Genomic DNA, 14,659 nt, shown 5'->3' on the forward strand with positions numbered 1-14,659 from the left:
TTCAGTCCCCCAGTGGTAGTCGGTCGCCGTCCTGGCGGTATTCGTCCAGCGCCAGCTTCACCCGGCGCAGGAGTTCCTGGCTGGCATCGACATTGCGCAAGGCGAGCTCCGTGGCGAGGAGGTCGATGACCAGCAGCATCCCGTAGCGGGCAGCCGTCGGTTTGTGGATGAAGTCGGTTTCATCGAGGTGCAGCCCGAGCACCACGTCCGCCAGCGGGGCCAGCGGCCCGTCGGCCCGGGTAAGGGCGAGGATCCGGGCGCCATAGGCTCGCGCCAGGCGCAGGATGTCCGGCATGCCCGGGAGCGCGCCGGTGAGGGAGAGGACGATGAGCACGTCGCCCTCCCTGCAGGTCGAGGCGACCATGCGCATCAGCACCGGGTCGTGATAGCTGGAGACCGGATAGCCCAGCCGTACCAGGCGGTACTGCACCTCCATCGAGAACAGCGTGGAGCAGCCGCCCATGCCGAAGGCGTGGAGGCGTCGCGCGCCGGCCAGCAGGTCGACGGCGGCTTCCAGGCGTGCCTCGTCGAGCCCGTCGAGGTGGCGACGCAGGCTGGTTTCGATGTCCGCCAGGATCTGCCCGTGGAAGGGCGAGACCGGCGTCGGTGCTCCCCCCAGGAAGCGATGCCCGACCCGGGACGCGCGGGCCAGCTTCAGGCGCAGGTCGCGCAGGTCGTCGCAATCCATCAGCCTCGCGAAGCGCGACATCGCCGCCTTGCTCACGCCGGCCTTGCTGGCCAATTGGTCGATGCTGGCCGCTGCGGCGAAGGCGACGTCGTCCAGCACCGCTTCGGCGATGCGTGCCGCGTTGCCGCCCAGTGTTTCCCGGCGGCTGCGGATGAGGTACAGGATGTCCATCAGAGGATCAGCGCCAGGCCGCCGGTGAGCAGCAGGGCGACCAGCGAGATCAGCGTTTCCAGGACCGTCCAGGTCTGCAGGGTCTGGAGCACGGACAGGTTGAAGTACTCCTTGATCAGCCAGAAGCCGCCATCGTTGACGTGGGAGAGGATCAGCGAGCCCGCGCCCGTGCTCAGCACCAGCAGCTCCGGATGGGGATAGCCGCCGGCCAGGGCGATGGGCGCGACGATGCCGGCGGCGGTGGTCATGGCGACGGTGGCCGAGCCGGTGGCGATGCGCATGAGCGCGGCGACCAGCCACCCCAGCAGCAGGGGCGACAACTCGAAGCGCGACGACAGGGCGACGATCTCGGTGGTGATGCCGGTCTCCATGAGGATGCGATTGAGGCCGCCACCGGCCCCCACCAGCAGGGTGATGGCGGCGGTGGGGGCCAGGCATTCGGTGCTGAACTTCAGGATCGCGTCACGGTTGAAGCCTCGCGCCAGACCCAGGCTCCAGAAGCTGAAGAGGGTGGCGATCAGCAGGGCGACCACCGAGTTGCCGATGAACGAGAGAACCTGGTTGAGCCCGCTGCCCCGGGTGCTCAGCGCATCGGCCCAGCCTCCGAGCAGCATCAGCGCCACCGGCAGCAGGATGGTGCCGAGGGTGATGCCGAAGCTCGGCAGCGAAGCGGATGAGCCCTCGGAGCGGAGCAGTTGTTCGCCGATGGGGTTGTGGGCGGGCAGCTGGATGCGCGGTGCCACCAGCCGGGTGAAGAGCGGGCCGGCGATCGCGGCGGTGGGCACGCCCACCAGGATGGCGTAGAGCACGGTCCTGCCCACCTGCGCGGAGTATTCGCCCACCGCCAGCATGGCGGCGGGGTGGGGTGGAACCAGCCCGTGGACCACCGACAGCCCGGCCACCATGGGCAGGCCGGTCATCAGGATCGACACGCCGACCTGGCGGGCCACCGTGAAGGCGATGGGCACCAGCAGCACGAAGCCCACCTCGAAGAACAGCGGCAGGCCGCACAGGAAGGCGATGGCCGCCATGGCCCAATGCGCATTGCGTTCGCCGAAACGGGCGATCAGGGTCTGCGCGATGCGTTCCGCACCCCCGGACTCGGCCATCATCTTGCCGAGCATGGTGCCCAGGGCGACCACCAGCGCGATGTGGCCGAGCGTCCGGCCTACCCCGGCCTCGTAGGCGGTCATGATCTCCTGGGGCGGCATCCCGGCGGAGAGGGCGAGCCCCATGGAGACCAGGGTGATGACGATGAAGGGGTTGAGACGGTAACGCGCGATCAGCAGCACCAGGGCGATGATGGCGATCAGGGCATGGATCAGCAGGTGACTGCCGGCAGTGGCGGGCATCGTGTCCTCCTCGTCGAGGCAAAGGCCGACCGTCCCGCTCGCAGGGGGCGGGGTCGGCTCGTCATGGGAAAGGGGAGTTGGGCTAGAAGAAGGTTTCCACGGCGCCCCGGACGCGGTAGTCGTCATCCACCAGCAGCAACTGGCGCCATTTGTCGAAGGTCAGGCAGGGGTGGGAGATATCGAAGGCCAGCAGGTCGCCCACCTGCAGGTCGGCGTCGGGGGGTGTTTCCATGAAGGCGTGCTGGTCCATCATCCGCGTGAGCCTCCAGGCCGCGGGCGCGACCGTTGGCCGGGCCCCTTCGCCAGGGCGGTGGTGCAGCGCCGGCAGGGGCATGCCCGCATCGAACGCGGCGTCGCGCTTGCCCAGGCCCACGATCGCCAGGCCCCGTTCGGGCAGGGCCTGCACGTGGGCCCAGAGCTGCAGCGCCGGGAGCAGGCTGCTGCCCATTTCCCTGGCCACGGCGTTGCCGGCGTGGATGCGCCGGCCCGCCTCGCGGTAGATGCCTTCGTCATGCGTCAGGTAGCAGCCCGGGCGCAGCACCACCTGCAGCGGCCTGCCGATGTCCTGGCCGCCGAAGGTCTCCGCTACCACGTCGAACCAGGCGGAACCGGCACCGGAGAGAATCACCTCGGGTTCGCCGAAGCGGCCTTCGCTGGCCAGTCGGCGGGTGCGTTCCAGCACATGGCCGAGCAGCTGGCGGACCTGATGCTCCTCCTGCAGCACGCCTTCGTAGACCTCGCAGCCCACCAGGCTGATCGCCTGGGGCCAGCGCGCGATGGCGGCCAGCACTTCGGCTTCCTGGGCGGCATCCCGAACGCCGGTGCGCCCACCCTGCGCACCGAACTCCAGCAGCACCCGCAGGCGCTGGCCGGCGTCGCCGAAATAGCGCCCCAGTGCCTCGACGTTGGCAGCGGATTCCACCAGGCAACAGAAGCTGAAGCCCGGGTCGCGGAGCAGGCGCGAGATGATCGCCATGTTGGCCTTGCCCACCAGCTGGTTGGCCATCAGCACGCGGCGCACGCCGTGGTTGCGTGCGGCCCGTACCTGGGGAGCGGTGGCCAGGGTGATGCCCCAGGCGCCGTGTTCCAGCTGCCGGTGGAACAGCGCCGGGCTCATGGTGGTCTTGCCGTGCGGCGCCAGTTGCACGCCATAGGCCTGGATGAACCGGCTCATCCAGGCGAGGTTGTGTTCGATGCGGCTCTGGCGCAGCACGGCGACCGGCAGGCTGACTTCGTCGGCGAGGATGTCCCAGCCGTATTCCCCCACGCGCTCCACCAGGGCTCCATCCGGGGCGTGGCCGAGGCCCTTGCCGTTGGGGTCGAGCAGTCGTCGTTGAAACTTGTTTTCAGCCATCAGGTGTTCCTCCCGGGTCCGTTGAAAACAAGTATCACCCCCTTCACGGTCTTGGCCATGTGGCCGAGAACGGGCCTGCGCCGTGCCTCCATGGGCCCGTGTACGCCGGCCAGCCGGCGGCATGGCTGGCCTCGCCACGATTCCTCGCATGGCTTTCGGTCTTTCCGACCCGGTGGGGTCGGCTTTCGTGGGGGGATGGCAGCCGCGTACGGCACCTGCACGGGAAAAGGGTGCCTGGCCCGAGGACCGTTGCCGACTCCTGAGTTGCCTGGCGCCATGACGGTGGCCGGCGCGCAGGGGGTGTCGACCACCTGCCCGGCATTTTTGGCCTGAACACACGGGCACCGGGCGAGGTCAACCCTGGGTCATGCCGAATGAACCTGGAGGTTGCTATGAGACGGCTGAATCTTCCGTTGCTGCTGTTGGTCGGGGCCGTTTCCACGGCGGTGCTGGCCGATGACGAAGACCTGACCCTGGAGCAGGAACGCGATCAGATCGGCGCCAACATGGAGGCCGAGCGCAAGGGCGAGCAGCCGGCGCTGAACAATTCCGGCGTGCCGTCTTCGGCGGCGACGCCAGGGGCCGGTTCCGGGAGTTCGGTGGGGTCGCCGACCACCACCACGGGGAATCCCACCACCGCGCCCGGTGCGCCGACCACGGGGCCGGGTACGCCGACCACGGCCCCCGGGACGCCCACTACCGGGCAGGGCGTGCCGACCAACGCCCCCGGCAACCCCACGACGGGGCAAGGCGGTTCGACGGCATTGCCGGGTACCTCCACCGCCGTGCCGGGCAGCTCCACGGCGCGACCGGGTGCATCGACGTCGGGGCAGGGCACATCCACCGCCGCGCCCGGCGCGCCGACCACCGGCCAGGGCCGTTCGACCACGGGGTCGGGTGCAGCGGGTGGGGCGGCGGGTGGTGCCGGGGGAGCGGGCGGCGGTAACTGAGGGTCAGGCCTGGGCGAAGCGGCTTTCGAGGTAGCGGATGATGTCGTTGGACTCGTACAGCCAGCGGCTTTCACCGTTTTCGTCGATGCGCAGGCAGGGCACCTTGATCTTGCCGCCGCCGGCCAGCAGGGCCGCGCGATGGGCTTCGTCGTTCTTGGCGTCGCGCAACTGGATGGGCAGGTCGAGGCGGTGCAGGGTGCGGCGGGTCTTCACGCAGAAGGGGCAGGCGTGGAACTGATAGAGCGCGAGGCTGGCGGTTTCTTCCTCGACCCGGGCCTGCGCCTCGGCGCTGCGGCGCAGTTTGCGCGGGCGGGTGATGAAGTCGATGAAGAGGATCAACTGACCCAGGCCGATGCGTAATGCCTTGATGAACACTGTCGGGAACCTTGCTGCGGAAAACGGGCCGGCAGTCTACCCGATGCGCGGCGCGGCGACCGGCTTTCACGCCAACCGGTCGCGGCAGCAGGTGAGCGACTCCATGACGAAGGCGGTGGGCAGCTGGAACTGCCGGCGGATCGGCGGGCTGCCGAGTTCGCCCTTCAGGGCCACTTCATTGGCCAACTGGCGGTCGAGTTCGTGGCGGGCCTCGATGTTCTTGGCCACGCCGCCCACCGAGCCATGCCCATAGCCCATCAGCGAAAAGCCATTGGTCATCAGCGCCAGGCCGGCGAGCAGGAGCAATCGTTTGCGTTGTGCCTTCATGGCGCTGTCGCTCCTTCAGCCGCTCTGCCGTCCGCTGACCGCCTTCCGGCTCATCAGCATCGCCGGCACGCTCTGGCTGAGCTGCTGGTAGAAGCCCATGGAGCCGTCCACCGAGCTGACGCCGACGCGGGCCTTCTCGTAGCTGAAGCTCACCACCAGCAGTAGGGAGATGGCGATGGTGTAGAGCCCGAGCGAAGCCAGGGCGCCGTTGCGTGCGTATTTGAGGGTGAGGTTGCTCATGGTGCGTTCCCGCTGCTGCTGCTTGGTGGAGTGGGCACAGCTTCGCGAAAACGGATTCGATAGAAAAACGGATATCAGGCATTTCAACTATCGATGAAACCAATGGGTTTCGGCTCACACGTAAAATTTTATTGACGTGCCACGCAAGTGCTTGATGAGCAAGGAAATAGGCGGCAGGACCGCTGGATCAAAGGGCTGCGCAGGGATTCTCTATCCCACTGTTAGTCGGCCTCTATGGCGCTTCGCTGTAGGCGCTATTTCATTATGAGGGCGCCTGTGTTAAATAAATCGCACACTTTGCGCGTCTCCCTCTCATCGCTTCAGGAAGTCCTTCATGCCGTTACGTATCTGCATCCTGGAAACCGACATCCTCCGTCCCGAACTGATCGACCAGTACCAGGGCTACGGGAAGATGTTCGAGCAGCTGTTCGCCAAGCAGCCGATCGAGGCCCAGTTCAGCGTCTACAACGTGGTGGAGGGCAACTACCCGCCGGCCGGGGAGCGCTTCGACGCCTACCTGGTCACCGGCAGCAAGGCCGATTCGTTCGGCGACGATCCGTGGATCCAGACCCTGCGCACCTACCTGCTGGAGCGCTTCGAGAACGGTGACAAGCTGCTGGGCGTGTGCTTCGGCCACCAGCTCCTGGCGCTGCTGCTGGGCGGCCGCACCGAGCGTGCGACCCAGGGCTGGGGGGTCGGCACCCACGCCTACCGCATCGCCGAACAGCCGGCCTGGATGAGCCCGGCGCTGGACCAGCTGACCCTGCTGATCAGCCACCAGGACCAGGTCACCCAGCTGCCGGAGAACGCGACCCTGATCGCCTCCAGCGACTTCTGCCCGAACGCCGCCTACGCCATCGGCGACCAGGTGCTGTGCTTCCAGGGGCACCCGGAATTCATCCACGACTACTCGCGCGCGCTGCTGGACATCCGCCAGCAGTTCCTCGGCGAGGAGATCTACGGCAAGGGCGTCGCCAGCCTGGACAAGCAGCACCAGGGCGCCACGGTGGCGGAGTGGATGATGCGCTTCGTCGCCCAGGGGCGCGACGCGGCCTGATCGTTTCGCGGCATGAAAAAGCCCGCCTGATGGCGGGCTTTTTCATTGGGGCGCGGCGGGGTGGCTAGAGCCAGCCCGAGCGCTTGAAGCTGGCGAACAGCCCGGTACAGCCGACGGCGATGAAGCCGAGCACGCCGAAGTAGCCGTAGTGCCAGGTCAGTTCCGGCATGTTCTGGAAGTTCATCCCGTAGATGCCGGCCACGGCGGTGGGGAAGGCGAGGATGGCCGCCCAGGCGGCGAACTTGCGCTGCACCACGCTCTGGCGCGAGGACTCCAGCAGCAGGCCGATCTCGATGGCGTGGTCGGCCATCTCGCGCAGCGCGGTGAGGTCTTCCAGCAGGCGGTTGACGTGGATGGCGATGTCGCGGAAGTAGGGCCGCATGTTCTTGTCGATGAAGGGGAAGTCCAGGCGTTGCAGCTCCTGGCAGATCTCCGCCAGCGGGCCGATGTAGCGGCGCAGGCGCAGCAGGTCGCGGCGCACGCCCTGGATGTGTTCGACGTCGGCCTGGCTCAGGGGCCGGTCGAGCACCAGTTGCTCCAGGGCCTCCAGCTCGCCGTGGTAGCTGTCCATCAGGGGGCGGTAGTTCTCGATGACGAAGGCCAGCAGCGCGTAGAGCACGAAGTCCTCGCCGTGTTCCAGCAGCAGCGGGCGCGCTTCGCAGCGCTGGCGGACCTGGGAGTAGGGCGCCGATTCGCCGTAGCGGGCGCTGATCACGTAGCCGGTGCCGGCGAACAGCTGGGTTTCGACGAAGGTCAGGCCGGCGTCGGTGCGCACCGGCGAGTAGAGCACCAGAAACAGCGCGTCGCCGAAGGTCTCGAGTTTCGGCCGGGTGTGGCGCACCAGGGCGTCTTCGAGGGCCAGTTCGTGCAGGTCGAACTGGCGCTGCAGGTTGGTCAGCTCTTCGGCGCCCGGGTCATGCAGGCCGATCCAGACGAAGTGGCCCGGCTTCTTCGCCCACTCCTTGCCCTGGTCGAGGCTGATGTCGGTGATCTTCTTGCCCTTGGCGTAGACGGCGGCGGCTACCACATGGCCCATGCGTTGTTTTTCCTTGTTCGGCGGGTGAGCGGCGGTGAGCTTAACCCGCCCCTGCCTGAGAGTGTCGACGGCTGCGGGGAGTTCTTCCACAAAGGCGGGCACTTCTGCCGAATTACCGGCTGGGTAATGGTGCGGACCGGGCGCTTGTTCTAGATTCGGCGACTCCCGCTCAGAACAAGGGAAACAGGCGTGAACGAGGCCTTCCCATTCGCCGCTGGCACCTTCGACTGCCCGGTGACCCTTTACCCGGGGCAGCCGGGCGCACCTGCGCTGGTGGTGCTGCCCGCCATGGGCGTGGCGGCGCGCAAGTACGAGGCCCTGGCCCAGGTGCTGGTGGCTGCCGGCTGCAATGTGCTGGTGGCCGACTGGCCTGGGCAGGCCACCAGCCTGCCGCGCCCGGATCGTCGCCATGATTATGGCTACCGTGAACTGGTGGAGGACTTCGTGCCCACGCTGCTGGCCCTGGCCGGGCGGCACTTCCTCGGGAGCCGCCAGGTGCTGCTGGGGCACAGTCTGGGCGGGCATGTCGCCGCGCTCTATGCCGCTGCCAACCCGGATGCCGAGGTGACGGTGGTCGGCGTCGCCTGCGGCAACATCCATTACCGCCACTGGCGCGGTCGCAAGCGCCTGATGACGCCGACGGTGGCGCTGGCCTTCAACCTGATGACGGCGGTGCTCGGCTACCTGCCGGGGCCGCGCATCGGCTTCGGCGGCCATGAGGCTCGCCGCCTGATAAGAGAGTGGGGGCGGGTCGCCTTCACCGGCGATTTCCGCCACGTCGGGTTGCCGCTCGCAGCGCCGGGGGACGTCGGCGTCACCTCGCTCTTCGTCACCATCGAGGGCGACAACTTCTCACCGGAGGCGTCGACCCTCGGCCTGGCCGCGCTGATCCAGGCGCCGCCCCGCGTGCAGCGCCTGCCATCGCCGCGCCCGCCCCACGAGAACCCCCACAGCGCCTGGTTGCGCGCGCCGGGCTCGGTGGCGGAGTTCGTGCTGGGCTGGCTGGTGGAGCGGGGCGTCTTGATTGCCCGGCATCAGGCTTCGAACCGCGTTGGCTGAAGCCAAACCTACGGAGTCGCAACGAAAAAAAGCCCGGCATCGAGCCGGGCTTTTTCATGGGGCGGTGCGATCAGGCCTGGGCCAGTTCACGGTCCATGGCGTTGATGCAGTCGAGCATCTTCTGCCGGCATTCCTCGATCAGCATGGGCAGGTCGTCCAGGCTCAGGCCGACGGTGGGGATGGCGGGCAGGGCGCGGATGATCACCTTGCCGCTGTTCCAGCTGTTCAGGCGCATCTGCTTGACGTAGTTGCTGACGCACACCGGGATGATCGGTACGCCGGCGGCAATGGCCATCTGGAAGGCGCCGCGCTTGAACTGCAGCAGCTCTTCGCCGAGGTTGCGGGTGCCTTCGGGGAAGACCCAGATGGAGGTGTCCTTGTTGCGCAGCGTTTCGGTGGTGGTGAGCATCGCGTCGCGGGCCTTGCGCGCATTGCCACGGTCGATCAGCACGTTGCCGGCGAGCCAGTAGAGCTGGCCGAAGAAGGGCACCCACTTGAGGCTCTTCTTGCCGATGCTGACGGTGCGCGGCGGCACCACGCGGCCGAGCACGTAGAGGTCGTAGTTGGACTGGTGGTTGGCGATGATGACGCAGGCCTTGTCGTGCTCCAGCAGGGCCACGTCGGTCTTCACCTTCAGGCGCAGGATGCGCAGCGCCGGCAGGGAGTAGAGGCGGGCGCAGAGGCGGCTGTTGTCCGGGTTGAACGGGCGGCAGATGCCGAGCAGCAAACCGGCGATGCCGGCGACGATGAAGTGCAGGCCCATGAGAATCATGCGCGGAAGGAAAAGCATCGGGGTCGCCCAGTCAGACAAAAGGCGCGCAGTGTACGGGTGTGCACTTTATTGGGCAATTGCTGCCGGTCAGGGGGTTGTAACCTTTTCTGTGCCGCTGGCGGTGGCCGGCAGGAATTCGGGCGCGGCATACCGCTCGGCGAGGCGATCGAGCGTGCCGTTGGCCTGCACCTTGGCCAGCGCCGTATCGAAGCGCTGCATGAAGTCGGCGCGGTAGGGGTAGGCCGCCGCGTTGAGGCGGGTGAAGCCCAGGTGGCCGCGCTCGGTGGCCAGGACCGGGCCTTCCACCAGGCTCTCGGCGTCCTCGGGGCTGATGCTGCCGTCCTCGCGCATCTGCTGCAGTTCCCAGAGGATCGACAGGCGATCATTGATATAGACGTCGATGCGCTGGTGCAGCAGCTTGAGCAGGTTGGTGCGGTTGTCGCGGGCGTAGGACTGGTCGATCTCGCCGGCCTCCACCATCTCGCGGTAGCGCTGGGAATTGACCGTGACGAAGCCGCTGTTGAGGCCCACGCGCAGCCCGGCGTAGGCGCTGGGGAAGTCGTCGAAATGCCGGGTGCCGGCCAGCCCCGGGCGGATGAACACCGCCAGGCTCTCTTCCATGATCGGCTGCGAGTATTCCATCCAGGGGCGTTCGTCCGGGCGGTAATAGGGTGGGTAGAGGGCGAAGGCGCTGCCCTTGGCCACTTCCGCCAGCCCGCGCGGCCAGGGCACCGGGCGGATGGTCACCTTGTAGCCGGGCATGAGGGCGAAGACGCTGCGCAGGATGTCGGTGTAGAGCCCCTTGGCCTCGCCTTTTTCTTCGTAGCTGTAGGGCGGGTAGCCCGAGTCGCAGAGGATGGTGACCTCAATGGGCGTTTGCGCCTGGGCACGGCACAGGGCCGTGGCGCAGAGCAGGGCCACCAGCAGAAATGCGCGCATGGCATGCCTCCCGTGAAGCGGCCGCACCTCATGTGCGGCCTGCTCGGGTCAGATCTTGAAGCGGCTGAGCAACCTGTCCTGCTGGCCGACCTGTTCCACCATCACCGCGCATTGGCGCACCTGCTGCTCGGCACCGCCGGCGACCTCGTGGCTGATGTCGCGGATATTGGTGGTGTTGCGGTTGATCTCTTCGGTGGTGGCGCTCTGTTGCTCGGCGGCGGTGGCGATCTGCAGGTTCATGTCGTTGATGCGGTTGATGGCATCGCGGATGCGCCCGAGCATGTCGTTGGCGGCTCCGGCATCGTCGGCGGTCTTGCTGGCGGTGTCGCGGCTCTGCTGCATGCGCTGCTCGGCCTGGCGTACGCCGGTCTGCAGCTGGTCGATCATCTGGCGGATTTCCTGGGTCGACTGCTGGGTGCGCGAGGCGAGGGAGCGTACCTCGTCGGCCACCACCGCGAAGCCACGGCCGGACTCGCCAGCCCGCGCGGCCTCGATGGCGGCGTTGAGGGCGAGCAGGTTGGTCTGGTCGGCGATGCTGGTGATCACCGAGAGGATGGATTCGATGCTCTGGCTGAGCTTGGCCAACTCGTTGATGGCCTGGCCGGTGTCGTCCATCTCGTTGGCGAGCTGCTTGATCGCCTCGGTGGAGCGGGAGACCACGGTGACGCCGTTCTCGGTCTCCTCGTTGGCGGCCAGCGCGGCCTGGGCGGCAGCCTGGGCGTTGCGTGCCACCTCCTCGGCGGTGGAGGCCATCTCCTGCATGGCGGTGGCCAGCTGGTCCAGCTCCATCAGTTGCACCTGCAGGCGGTTGGCTGCCTGGCCGGCTTCGTTGGAGGTGAGGTCGGTGCTGCCGCGCACCTGCCTGGAGCTGCCCATCACGTCGCCGATCAGGGTCTGCAGGTTCTGCAGGAAGCTGTTGAATTCGCGTGCCACCAGGGAGATTTCATCGTTGCCGGCGGCGGGCAGGCGCTTAGTCAGGTCGCCCTGGCCGCTGTTGATCTCGTGCAGCGAATCGCCCAGTGCGTCCAGCGGGCGCAGCAGGCTCTTCATCAGTACGCCGAGCAGCACCAGGCTGATGACCACGCCCAGCACGGTGCCGATCACGGCACGCCAGCTGAGGGCGTTGGCCTCGGCCATCACCTTGCCCTGGTCGAGCACGACGCCGATGTACCAGTCCATGCCCTTGAGGTTGGGCAGCGGGGTGAAGGACACCAGCAGCTGCTGGTCGCCGGTATCGACTTCCTGCAGTTCCTTGTTCAGGGCCGGGCTCTTGCCGCCGAACAGCTCGCTGTAGGGCTTGCCGTTCAGCTTGGTGTCGGGGTGGGAAATGATGTTGCCGTTGCGGCTGAGCAGGAAGGCGTAGCCGGCGCCGTTGAAGTCCAGGGTGTTGACCGCGTCGGCCACCGTCTTCAGGCGGATGTCGCCGCCCATCACGCCGAGGAACTTGCCGGCGTCGGTGATGCGGGCGACGGCGGAGATGAGGATCTCGCCGGTGGTGGAGTCGACGTAGGGCTCGGTGAGCACGGCCTGGCTGCCGGCCTTGCCGGTGGCGTACCAGGGGCGCTGGCGGCCGTCCCAGTCGGGCTTGGGCTGCCAGGAAGGGTCGTTCTTGATCGGCTTGCCATCGGCCTCGAGGGCGCCGAAGACGAGGATGAATTCATTCTTCAGCATCGAGGAGTCGACCACGCGCTGGGTTTCCTCGGGGCTGTACTTGCTGTCGATGGTCTGGGCCATCAGGTCCATCAGGCGCAGCTTGGCGTTGAGCCAGTTCTCGATCTGGCGGGCGAGGGCGTTGCTGGATTCGGAGATGCTCGATTCGGCCTGGGCGCGAAGGGTGCTGCGAACCTGGCTGACCTGGGCCAGGGACAGGAGCGCGGTGGTGAGGAAGAGTACGGCTGCGGCGGCAAGGCTGACCTTGTGGGCAATCTTCATACGGAGCTCCTGGCGAGTGAAATGCCTGATGCCTTCCGTCCGTGCCTGGCGTCATGGCTTAAAAGTAATACAGCTTTTCGAGCTTGTCCGAAGCAAAGTGCCATCACTTGTCGGAAATTCATGCAACTCGTCTGGGAAGGAAGTCTAGGCGGCTGCCGCGACGCGGGAGGCGGAAATGAAAAAGCCCGGCGCGGAGCCGGGCTTTCGACAGCGACGATGCGATCAGAGCGGGTGCTGCTTGTCCTGCTCGATGGCGGCATCCAGGGTCTCGAGCAGCGCCTTGCGCACCTTGAGCTTGGTGTTCCTGTGGGCGGTGGAGTTGATCTTCTTCATCTGCTGGGCGACGGCCTGGGCAGTGGCCAGCAGTTCTTCGGCAGGCACGACCTTGTCGAGGAAGCCGGCTTCCAGGGCGCCTTTGGGGTCGAACATCTCGCCATTGATCACCGAGCGGTGGAAGGCCGCCTTGGTCAGGCGGTCACGGGCCAGCTCGATGCCGACGTGGTGCATGGTCATGCCGATCAGCACTTCGTTCAGGCCGATGCTGAACGGGCCGTCGACGCCGATGCGGTAGTCCGCCGACAGCAGCAGGAATGCACCCTTGGCCACGGCATGGCCGGAGCAGGCGACGATGATCGGGAAGGGGTGGGCGAGCATGCGGCGCGCCAGGGTGGAGCCGGCGGCGACCAGGTTGACGGCGTTCTGCGGGCCGGAGGTCATCACCTTGAGGTCGTAGCCACCGGAGAGGATGCCCGGCTGGCCGGTGAGGATGACGATGGCGCGGTCCTGCTCGGCGCGGTCGAGCGCGGCGTTGAAGGCGGCGATCACGTCCGGGGAAATCGCGTTCACCTTGCCGTTGGCAAGGGTGAGGGTGGCGATGCCGTCTTCGAATTGGTAGGAGATCAGCTCACTCATGGCAGGGGTCCTTGTTGTGGAATGGGGCAGACGTTACTCACGCGCACGGGGCAGGTAAAGCGCTTTGGCTGACTGGCAAGTCAGGCGCGCCGGGCCCTTGCTCCTTATAAGGCGCGCTCTATGGCGACGATGCGGACTGCCAATTGGGCGCTGCGCACGCCAGTCGATAACCTCGCCGCCATCGTCTGAAGGAGCACCCCATGGACCGACCCGCCCATATCGCCAGCATCATCCTCGCCGTCGTCCTGCTGCTCGGCTCGCTGTTCCTGGCCAACAGCGCGGCCCTGCAGAACCCCGCCGGCGTGCTGCTGCTGTTCATCGCCGGGGTGTTCGTTTCCTTCGGCTTCATCTTCTTCGGCAGCCTCAAATTCGACGACTACCGCCAGGGCCAGGACAGCGACTCGCCCCGCTCTTCATAAGCGCATGAAAATTCTCAAAAAAATGTTTGCATTCCGGAAAACACTCCACTAAATTAGCGCACCTCGACGGGGCTGACGCCTCGTAGAGATCCCGGTGAGGTGTCCGAGCGGTTGAAGGAGCACGCCTGGAAAGTGTGTATACGGGAAACCGTATCGTGGGTTCGAATCCCACCCTCACCGCCACTTTCCGTATACAGAGACCCCTGATTCGTAAGAGTCGGGGGTTTTTTGTTTGCCTGTGGAAAGGCTTGCTGCGGAACGTTGGCAGCCCTGTCGACTCTTCCTCTTTCTCTGTGTTCCGTCCTGGAACAGAATGCGCTTCTGTCGTCAGTCAGGAATGCCAGGGATGCGCACGAACTACGTTCTCATCGACTACGAAAACGTCCAGGTCAAATCACTGGGGCTGCTGCAGGAAGAGCATTTCCGTGCCCGGGTCTTTCTCGGGCCGAACAACACCCGTCTGCCCGTCGACCTCGTGCTCGCCATGCAGCGGTTCGGTTGCCGGGCGGAATACGTCCAGCTCGAAACTCCTGGCCTCAATGCGCTGGATTTCCACCTTGCCTTCTATATGGGGCAGTTGTCCGTCGAGGACCCGGGTGCCTTCTATCACATCATTTCCCGTGACAAGGGCTTCGACCCGCTGATCCGGCATCTGAAGGGGAGGGGCATCCTCGCCGCCCGCTCGGAGTCCATCGAAGAGATGCCCTGCTTCAACCCGCCGGCGGCGCCGGCACCCGTGCAGGCGAAGCCCCAGCCCGTCAAGGCGATGATCGTTGGAGGAGCGCCAGTCGACGACTCCACCCTGAAACTCGTGGTCGCCGATCTGGTCGCCCGCAAAGCGTCCCGGCCTAGGACGATCAGGACGCTGCTCAATACCATCCATTCCAAAGTGGGCAAGACGACCGATCCCGCCGAGGTGGAGGGGATCTACATGGCGCTGCGCCAGCGGGGGTATGTGAAAGAAGCAGGAGACAAGGTCTCCTACGCGTTGCCGGCCTGAGCGGCACGCGCATCGACTCATCAGGCGCCATCTGCGCTTCTCTCATCTCTACATCGGGAGCTTCATCTTGGTTTCA

Annotated in this window: 16 protein-coding genes, 1 tRNA gene and 1 pseudogene; 5 read left to right on the top strand and 13 right to left on the bottom strand. The window is 66.4% G+C overall.

Features of this window, described 5'->3' with window-relative positions; all coding sequences use genetic code 11:
- Position 1 precedes the first annotated feature (1 nt).
- The 7 genes from HSX14_RS11900 to HSX14_RS11930 form a co-directional block, all read right to left on the bottom strand.
- Entirely contained in the window at positions 2–859 is an 858-nt protein-coding gene (locus tag HSX14_RS11900; protein WP_173178389.1) for a MurR/RpiR family transcriptional regulator, read from the bottom strand.
- Positions 859–2,211, bottom strand: a complete 1,353-nt coding sequence (locus tag HSX14_RS11905) for a GntT/GntP/DsdX family permease (RefSeq protein WP_173178390.1) — start codon at positions 2,209–2,211, stop codon at positions 859–861. The genes HSX14_RS11900 and HSX14_RS11905 overlap by 1 nt, the downstream gene beginning before the upstream one ends.
- Positions 2,212–2,293: 82 nt before the next feature.
- Positions 2,294–3,565 carry an amino acid deaminase gene (locus tag HSX14_RS11910; RefSeq protein WP_173178391.1) on the bottom strand — a complete coding sequence of 424 codons (1,272 nt, stop codon included), beginning with the start codon at positions 3,563–3,565 and terminating at the stop codon, positions 2,294–2,296.
- Positions 3,566–4,055: 490 nt separating this feature from the next.
- A complete protein-coding gene (locus tag HSX14_RS11915; protein ID WP_175384250.1) occupies positions 4,056–4,403 on the bottom strand; it encodes a hypothetical protein in 348 nt (115 codons plus the stop codon).
- 115 nt (positions 4,404–4,518) lie between these two features.
- A complete protein-coding gene (locus tag HSX14_RS11920; RefSeq protein ID WP_173178393.1) occupies positions 4,519–4,890 on the bottom strand; it encodes a glutathione S-transferase N-terminal domain-containing protein in 372 nt (123 codons plus the stop codon).
- Between the two features lie 66 nt (positions 4,891–4,956).
- Positions 4,957–5,217: a hypothetical protein gene (locus HSX14_RS11925; protein WP_111264131.1), complete on the bottom strand. Its 261-nt coding sequence runs from the start codon at positions 5,215–5,217 to the stop codon at positions 4,957–4,959.
- A 15-nt stretch (positions 5,218–5,232) separates the two neighbouring features.
- Positions 5,233–5,457 (bottom strand): hypothetical protein, encoded by a 225-nt coding sequence (locus HSX14_RS11930; protein WP_173178394.1) that lies wholly within the window; start codon positions 5,455–5,457, stop codon positions 5,233–5,235.
- Between the two features lie 334 nt (positions 5,458–5,791).
- On the opposite strand from HSX14_RS11930, the gene HSX14_RS11935 reads away from it, so the two are divergent.
- Positions 5,792–6,514, top strand: a complete 723-nt coding sequence (locus HSX14_RS11935; RefSeq protein ID WP_173178395.1) for an amidotransferase — start codon at positions 5,792–5,794, stop codon at positions 6,512–6,514.
- A gap of 64 nt (positions 6,515–6,578) precedes the next feature.
- Here HSX14_RS11935 and HSX14_RS11940 read toward each other — a convergent pair whose 3' ends face one another.
- Positions 6,579–7,550, bottom strand: coding sequence for a magnesium and cobalt transport protein CorA (locus tag HSX14_RS11940; protein ID WP_173178396.1), 972 nt, complete (start codon positions 7,548–7,550; stop codon positions 6,579–6,581).
- 189 nt (positions 7,551–7,739) lie between these two features.
- Between HSX14_RS11940 and HSX14_RS11945 the strand changes: the two genes are divergently transcribed.
- The gene (locus HSX14_RS11945; RefSeq protein WP_173178397.1) at positions 7,740–8,609 is read left to right on the top strand and encodes an alpha/beta fold hydrolase; all 870 of its coding nucleotides are present in this window, start codon (positions 7,740–7,742) and stop codon (positions 8,607–8,609) included.
- A gap of 70 nt (positions 8,610–8,679) precedes the next feature.
- Here HSX14_RS11945 and HSX14_RS11950 read toward each other — a convergent pair whose 3' ends face one another.
- From HSX14_RS11950 to HSX14_RS11965, 5 genes and pseudogenes are all read right to left on the bottom strand, one after another.
- Positions 8,680–9,399 (bottom strand): 1-acylglycerol-3-phosphate O-acyltransferase, encoded by a 720-nt coding sequence (locus HSX14_RS11950; protein ID WP_173178398.1) that lies wholly within the window; start codon positions 9,397–9,399, stop codon positions 8,680–8,682.
- 69 nt (positions 9,400–9,468) lie between these two features.
- The gene (locus HSX14_RS11955) at positions 9,469–10,320 is read right to left on the bottom strand and encodes a substrate-binding periplasmic protein (RefSeq protein WP_173178399.1); all 852 of its coding nucleotides are present in this window, start codon (positions 10,318–10,320) and stop codon (positions 9,469–9,471) included.
- Positions 10,321–10,368: 48 nt separating this feature from the next.
- Complete coding sequence (locus HSX14_RS31585; protein WP_373874767.1) at positions 10,369–11,196, bottom strand: methyl-accepting chemotaxis protein; 828 nt, start codon at positions 11,194–11,196, stop codon at positions 10,369–10,371.
- Positions 11,197–11,274: 78 nt separating this feature from the next.
- Positions 11,275–12,252: pseudogene (locus HSX14_RS31590) on the bottom strand (cache domain-containing protein); the annotation flags it as partial.
- 222 nt (positions 12,253–12,474) lie between these two features.
- Complete coding sequence (locus HSX14_RS11965; protein ID WP_173178401.1) at positions 12,475–13,164, bottom strand: crotonase/enoyl-CoA hydratase family protein; 690 nt, start codon at positions 13,162–13,164, stop codon at positions 12,475–12,477.
- 200 nt (positions 13,165–13,364) lie between these two features.
- Between HSX14_RS11965 and HSX14_RS11970 the strand changes: the two genes are divergently transcribed.
- From HSX14_RS11970 to HSX14_RS11980, 3 genes are all read left to right on the top strand, one after another.
- Positions 13,365–13,583 (top strand): hypothetical protein, encoded by a 219-nt coding sequence (locus tag HSX14_RS11970; RefSeq protein WP_173178402.1) that lies wholly within the window; start codon positions 13,365–13,367, stop codon positions 13,581–13,583.
- A 93-nt stretch (positions 13,584–13,676) separates the two neighbouring features.
- Positions 13,677–13,766 (top strand) — tRNA-Ser (locus tag HSX14_RS11975).
- 163 nt (positions 13,767–13,929) lie between these two features.
- Positions 13,930–14,583 (top strand): PIN domain-containing protein, encoded by a 654-nt coding sequence (locus tag HSX14_RS11980; protein WP_228723577.1) that lies wholly within the window; start codon positions 13,930–13,932, stop codon positions 14,581–14,583.
- Positions 14,584–14,659 lie beyond the last annotated feature (76 nt).

Source organism: Pseudomonas tohonis, from assembly GCF_012767755.2.
Classification (GTDB): domain Bacteria; phylum Pseudomonadota; class Gammaproteobacteria; order Pseudomonadales; family Pseudomonadaceae; genus Metapseudomonas; species Metapseudomonas tohonis.

Coding starts and splice junctions, on each gene's coding strand:
- HSX14_RS11970 (WP_173178402.1), top strand. CDS start 13,365: ATGGACCGACCCGCCCATATCGCCAGCATCATCCTCGCCGTCGTCCTG.
- HSX14_RS11935 (WP_173178395.1), top strand. CDS start 5,792: ATGCCGTTACGTATCTGCATCCTGGAAACCGACATCCTCCGTCCCGAA.
- HSX14_RS11910 (WP_173178391.1), bottom strand. CDS start 3,565: ATGGCTGAAAACAAGTTTCAACGACGACTGCTCGACCCCAACGGCAAG.
- HSX14_RS11925 (WP_111264131.1), bottom strand. CDS start 5,217: ATGAAGGCACAACGCAAACGATTGCTCCTGCTCGCCGGCCTGGCGCTG.
- HSX14_RS11930 (WP_173178394.1), bottom strand. CDS start 5,457: ATGAGCAACCTCACCCTCAAATACGCACGCAACGGCGCCCTGGCTTCG.
- HSX14_RS11940 (WP_173178396.1), bottom strand. CDS start 7,550: ATGGGCCATGTGGTAGCCGCCGCCGTCTACGCCAAGGGCAAGAAGATC.
- HSX14_RS31585 (WP_373874767.1), bottom strand. CDS start 11,196: ATGGGCAGCTCCAGGCAGGTGCGCGGCAGCACCGACCTCACCTCCAAC.
- HSX14_RS11950 (WP_173178398.1), bottom strand. CDS start 9,399: ATGCTTTTCCTTCCGCGCATGATTCTCATGGGCCTGCACTTCATCGTC.
- HSX14_RS11965 (WP_173178401.1), bottom strand. CDS start 13,164: ATGAGTGAGCTGATCTCCTACCAATTCGAAGACGGCATCGCCACCCTC.
- HSX14_RS11900 (WP_173178389.1), bottom strand. CDS start 859: ATGGACATCCTGTACCTCATCCGCAGCCGCCGGGAAACACTGGGCGGC.
- HSX14_RS11955 (WP_173178399.1), bottom strand. CDS start 10,320: ATGCGCGCATTTCTGCTGGTGGCCCTGCTCTGCGCCACGGCCCTGTGC.
- HSX14_RS11905 (WP_173178390.1), bottom strand. CDS start 2,211: ATGCCCGCCACTGCCGGCAGTCACCTGCTGATCCATGCCCTGATCGCC.
- HSX14_RS11980 (WP_228723577.1), top strand. CDS start 13,930: ATGCGCACGAACTACGTTCTCATCGACTACGAAAACGTCCAGGTCAAA.